The following is a 4,433-nucleotide window of genomic DNA, read 5'->3' as shown; positions in this document are numbered from 1 at the left end:
CGGGATCGGCGAGGCCACCGCACGCGGGTTCGCCGACGCCGGGTACCTGGTGGGCGCCTTCGATCTGCAGCCGTGTGCCTGGGCGGCGGGGGATGACCGCGTGATCACCGGAGCGCTGGACGTCACCGACCCCGCCGCCTGGGAGGCCGCACTGGAACAGGTGACGGCCCGCTCCGGTGGCGCGCTGAACGTCCTGGTCAACAATGCCGGCCTGTTGTACGGGATGCCGTTCGTGGACGCGAGCTACGAGCAGGACTCCGCGCTCGTCGATGTCAACGTCAAGGGCGTGATGTACGGCTGCCGGGCGGCGCACCCGCACCTGGAGAAGGCCTCGTCCGCGGTCGTGGTCAACCTCTGCTCGGCCTCGGCGATCTACGGCCAGGCCGAGATGGCCGTGTACTCGGCCACCAAGTTCGCCGTCCGGGGGATCACCGAGGCGCTGGACCTGGAGTGGGGTCCCACGGGCATCCGCGTGTGTTCGGTGTGGCCGCTCTACGTGGGCACGGGGATGCTCGAGGGCGTGAACACCGCAGGCATGCGGAACATGGGCGTCCGACTGACCGAGGGCGACGTGGCCGGCGAGGTTCTGCGCCTCGCCGAGCAGACGCGGCGCCCGACGTCCGGTCTGCTCGGGCGGATCCGGGGCGTCGTGGGTCGCGAGGTGCACCGGCCTGTGGGCACCCAGGCCACCGCGATGTACCTGGCGTCTCAGGTCGGGCCGGGGCGGATCATCCGACTGGCCAATCGGCGCCTGACCTCGTGACCGGGCCCACCCCCGACCCGGAGGCCGCGACCGCGGACCCCGCAGCAGCGGATCCCTCCGCCGGGCCCACCGAATGGGGTGAGGGCCTCGTCGGGGTGGGCCCGTGGGAGCTCGAGCGCCCCGGGGAGCCCCGGCCGTCCGGCGACCACTGGGACCCGGAACTGCTCGACTCGGGCGACCGCCGCAACGTGGTCGACCGCTACCGCTACTGGCGGCGCGAGGCCATCGTGGCCGACCTCGACACCCGGCGGCACCCGTTCCACGTGGCCATCGAGAACTTCGGCCACGATGCCAACATCGGCACCGTGGTCCGCACGGCCAACGCCTTCCTCGCGGCCGAGGTGCACATCGTGGGTCGACGCCGCTGGAACCGCCGCGGGGCGATGGTGACCGATCGTTACCAGCACCTGCGGCACCACGAGGACGTGTCCGCGCTGATGGCGTGGGCCGAGGCCGAGGGACTGCCCGTGGTCGCCGTCGATAATCTCCCCGGTGCCGAGCCGCTCGAGACCGCCCGCCTGCCGCGCGAGTGTGTACTGCTGTTCGGGCAGGAGGGGCCCGGTGTCAGTGCGGACGCGCGCCTGCGGGCGGCCCGGACGGTGTCGATCGCCCAGTTCGGTTCGACCCGATCGATCAACGCCGGCGTGGCCGCCGGGATCGCGATGCACGCGTGGATCCGCGAGCACGCCGCCCCCCTCTGACGTCCACGACGGTCCCGGCGCCGCAGCCTTAATGGAAATGGTTATCATTAGGACCATGGCTGATTCCCGCATCCCCGTCACCGTCCTGTCCGGCTTCCTCGGGGCCGGCAAGACGACCCTTCTCAACCATCTCCTGTCCAACCGGGACGGTCGCCGCATCGCCGTCATCGTCAACGACATGTCCGAGATCAACATCGACGCCGCCCTGGTGGCCGGTGAGGGGCATGTCGAGCGCGGCGAGGAGAAGCTGGTGGAGCTCACCAACGGCTGCATCTGCTGCACGCTCCGCGAAGACCTCGTGGAATCCGTGGCCCGTCTGGCCCGCGACGGGTCGTTCGACGCCATCGTCGTGGAGTCGACGGGTATCTCCGAGCCCATGCCGGTCGCCGCGACCTTCGAGTGGGAGTTCACCGGCGGGTTCCGCCTCGACGACCTGGCCCGGTTGGACACCATGGTCACGGTCGTCGACGCCTCGACGTTCCTCGGTGCGATCGCCCGCGGGGACCGACTGGACCAGCACGACATGGCCGCGGGCGAGGGCGACGAGCGGACGATCGCCGACCTCCTGGTGGACCAGGTCGAGTTCGCGGACCTCGTGCTGGTGTCCAAGACGGATCTGGCCTCGGAGCAGGTGGCGGGCGCGACCGAGCAGATGATCCGGGCCCTCAACCCCCGCGCCCGCGTGCGCCGACTCGACCGCGGCAGGATCGATGTCGCCGACGTGGTGGACACCGGTTTGTTCGACCCCGCGGTCGCCGCGCAGGCGGAGGGGTACGCGGAGGAACTCGCCACCCCGCACACCCCGGAGACGGAGGAGTACGGCATCTCGTCGACGGTGTTCCGGTCCGGGCGGCCGTTCGACCCGGCTCGGCTCGAGGCGGCCCTCAGGTCCACCCGCGGTCTGGTGAGGTCCAAAGGCTACTGCTGGTTGTCGTCGCATCCGCACCATGCGGTGGTGTGGTCCCAGGCCGGGCCCAACTACGATCTCCAGATCGCCCAGGAGTGGGCGCGCGTACCAGACGTCCGCCCGGGGCAGGAGATCGTGCTCATCGGGGTGAAGCTCGACCACGCCGCGGTGCGATCCGCGCTCCGTGGCGCCCTGCTCACCGATGACGAGTTGGCGGCGATGCCCTCGGCGGTTCCGGGACTCGGATTGGCCCGCTGACCGCCGGTGTCCGCCGGGCGCCGTGACACCGTCGCGAGCCCACCGTGCCCCCGCCGGTCCACCGCGACCCGCCCCCTGGCGCTACCTCGTAGGATGGGATGAGTCACAGCGCCGAAAAACTGGAGGATCGTCAATGCCTATCGCCACCCCGGAGCAGTACAAGGACATGCTCGACCGGGCCCGTAACGAGGGCTTCGCCTACCCCGCGATCAACTGCACGTCGTCCGAGACCATCAACGCGGCCATCAAGGGTTTCGCCGACGCCGGCTCCGACGGCATCATCCAGTTCTCCACCGGCGGTTCCGAGTTCGGCTCCGGGCTGAACGTCAAGGACATGGTCACCGGTGCCGTCGCGCTCGCCGAGTTCGCACACGTCATCGCGGCGAAGTACGACATCCTGGTCGCGCTGCACACCGACCACTGCCCCGAGGACAAGCTGGACGGCTTCGTGCGTCCGCTCATCGAGATCTCCCAGGAACGCGTCGACCGCGGCGAGAACCCGCTGTTCCAGTCGCACATGTGGGACGGCTCGGCCACCCCGCTCGACCGTAACCTCGAGATCGCCAAGGAGCTGCTCGAGAAGACGGCCAACGCCAAGCAGATCCTCGAGATCGAGATCGGCGTCGTCGGCGGCGAGGAGGACGGGGTCGAGAACGAGATCAACGAGAAGCTCTACACCTCCCGCGAGGACTTCGAGGCCACCATCGACGCGCTCGGCGCGGGCAACACCGGACAGCGTTACCTGCTGGCGGCGACCTTCGGCAACGTCCACGGCGTGTACAAGCCCGGAAATGTCAAGCTCAAGCCCGAGGTGCTGAAGATGGGCCAGGACGTCGCGGTCGAGAAGCTCGGGCTGAACCAGGGCGACCTTCCGTTCGACTTCGTCTTCCACGGTGGTTCGGGCTCGGCCAAGTCCGAGATCGAGGAGGCGCTGTCCTACGGCGTCATCAAGATGAACGTCGACACCGACACCCAGTACGCGTTCACCCGTCCGATCGCCGCGCACATGTTCGGCAACTACGACGGTGTCCTCAAGGTCGACGGTGAGGTCGGCAACAAGAAGGTCTACGACCCGCGCTCGTACCTCAAGAAGGCGGAGCAGGCGATGTCCGAGCGCGTCGTCGAGGCGTGCAACGACCTCAAGTCGGCCGGCAAGTCGAAGGGCGCCTCTGCCTGAACCGCCTCTGCCTGAACCGCCTCTGACTGAACCGCCTCCACCGGACCGGAGGCCACGGCCTGACCCGACTCGAGGCGCCCCGACGGGTCGGTGCCTTCAGCGGCGTCCCTCCTTCAGCGGAGGGACGCCGCTGTCGTGTGCGGGGGCCACCCGGGCGGAGACGCCTCAGCCGGGCTGATCTCCCTGCGGCACCGCGCCCATTCCCACACCGGGTTCGCACACCTTCCAGACGCCGTCCTCGTCGAGCATCCGCACCTGCTCCGGGGCGGACTCATCGGACTCCGACTCCACGGTGGCGGTGGCCACGTCGCCGTCGATCTCCACCCCGGTGACGACGAGGTCCTGCGGGAACGACCCCGCGATGGACTCGCGCAGCATCGCGTCGAGGTCGGTACCGGTCTGCTCGCCGGAGGCGGTGATGTTGTCGACGAGGTCCTGGGGAACCCGGTTCTCGGCGCACAGGTGGCTGTTGAACTCCGAGAACGATTCCGACCCGGTCATGTCGCGCAGGGTCTGCTCGACCGCGCGTTCCGCCCGGGCGGAGGAGGACATCGGCCCGGCCGCGACGAGCCACACGAGCGCACCGACGACCACGGCGACGACGACGACCGCGGCGGCCAGCGCCAC

Annotated in this window: 5 protein-coding genes; 4 read left to right on the top strand and 1 reads right to left on the bottom strand. The window is 69.7% G+C overall.

The annotated features are described in order from the left end of the window. The 4 genes from G6019_RS07990 to fbaA form a co-directional block, all read left to right on the top strand. On the top strand, positions 1-763 hold a 763-nt coding region (locus tag G6019_RS07990; RefSeq protein ID WP_182627358.1), incomplete at its 5' end, for an SDR family oxidoreductase. Then, positions 760-1,464, top strand: coding sequence for a TrmH family RNA methyltransferase (locus G6019_RS07985; protein ID WP_182612366.1), 705 nt, complete (start codon positions 760-762; stop codon positions 1,462-1,464). The genes G6019_RS07990 and G6019_RS07985, both read left to right, overlap by 4 nt. Before the next feature lie 55 nt (positions 1,465-1,519). After that, the gene (locus G6019_RS07980; protein ID WP_107757444.1) at positions 1,520-2,629 is read left to right on the top strand and encodes a GTP-binding protein; all 1,110 of its coding nucleotides are present in this window, start codon (positions 1,520-1,522) and stop codon (positions 2,627-2,629) included. A gap of 133 nt (positions 2,630-2,762) precedes the next feature. Then, a complete protein-coding gene (fbaA, locus tag G6019_RS07975; protein ID WP_107757443.1) occupies positions 2,763-3,806 on the top strand; it encodes a class II fructose-bisphosphate aldolase in 1,044 nt (347 codons plus the stop codon). Positions 3,807-3,971: 165 nt separating this feature from the next. On the opposite strand, the gene G6019_RS07970 is transcribed toward fbaA, so the two are convergent. Next, positions 3,972-4,433: Rv0361 family membrane protein (locus G6019_RS07970; protein WP_309230188.1), on the bottom strand; the 462-nt coding region annotated here is incomplete at its 5' end.

Source organism: Dietzia sp. DQ12-76 (genome assembly GCF_014145045.1).
In the GTDB taxonomy this organism is placed as follows: Bacteria; Actinomycetota; Actinomycetes; order Mycobacteriales; family Mycobacteriaceae; genus Dietzia.
Note: the sequence above shows the minus strand (reverse complement) of the source record. Positions and strands in the feature narration are given on the sequence as shown.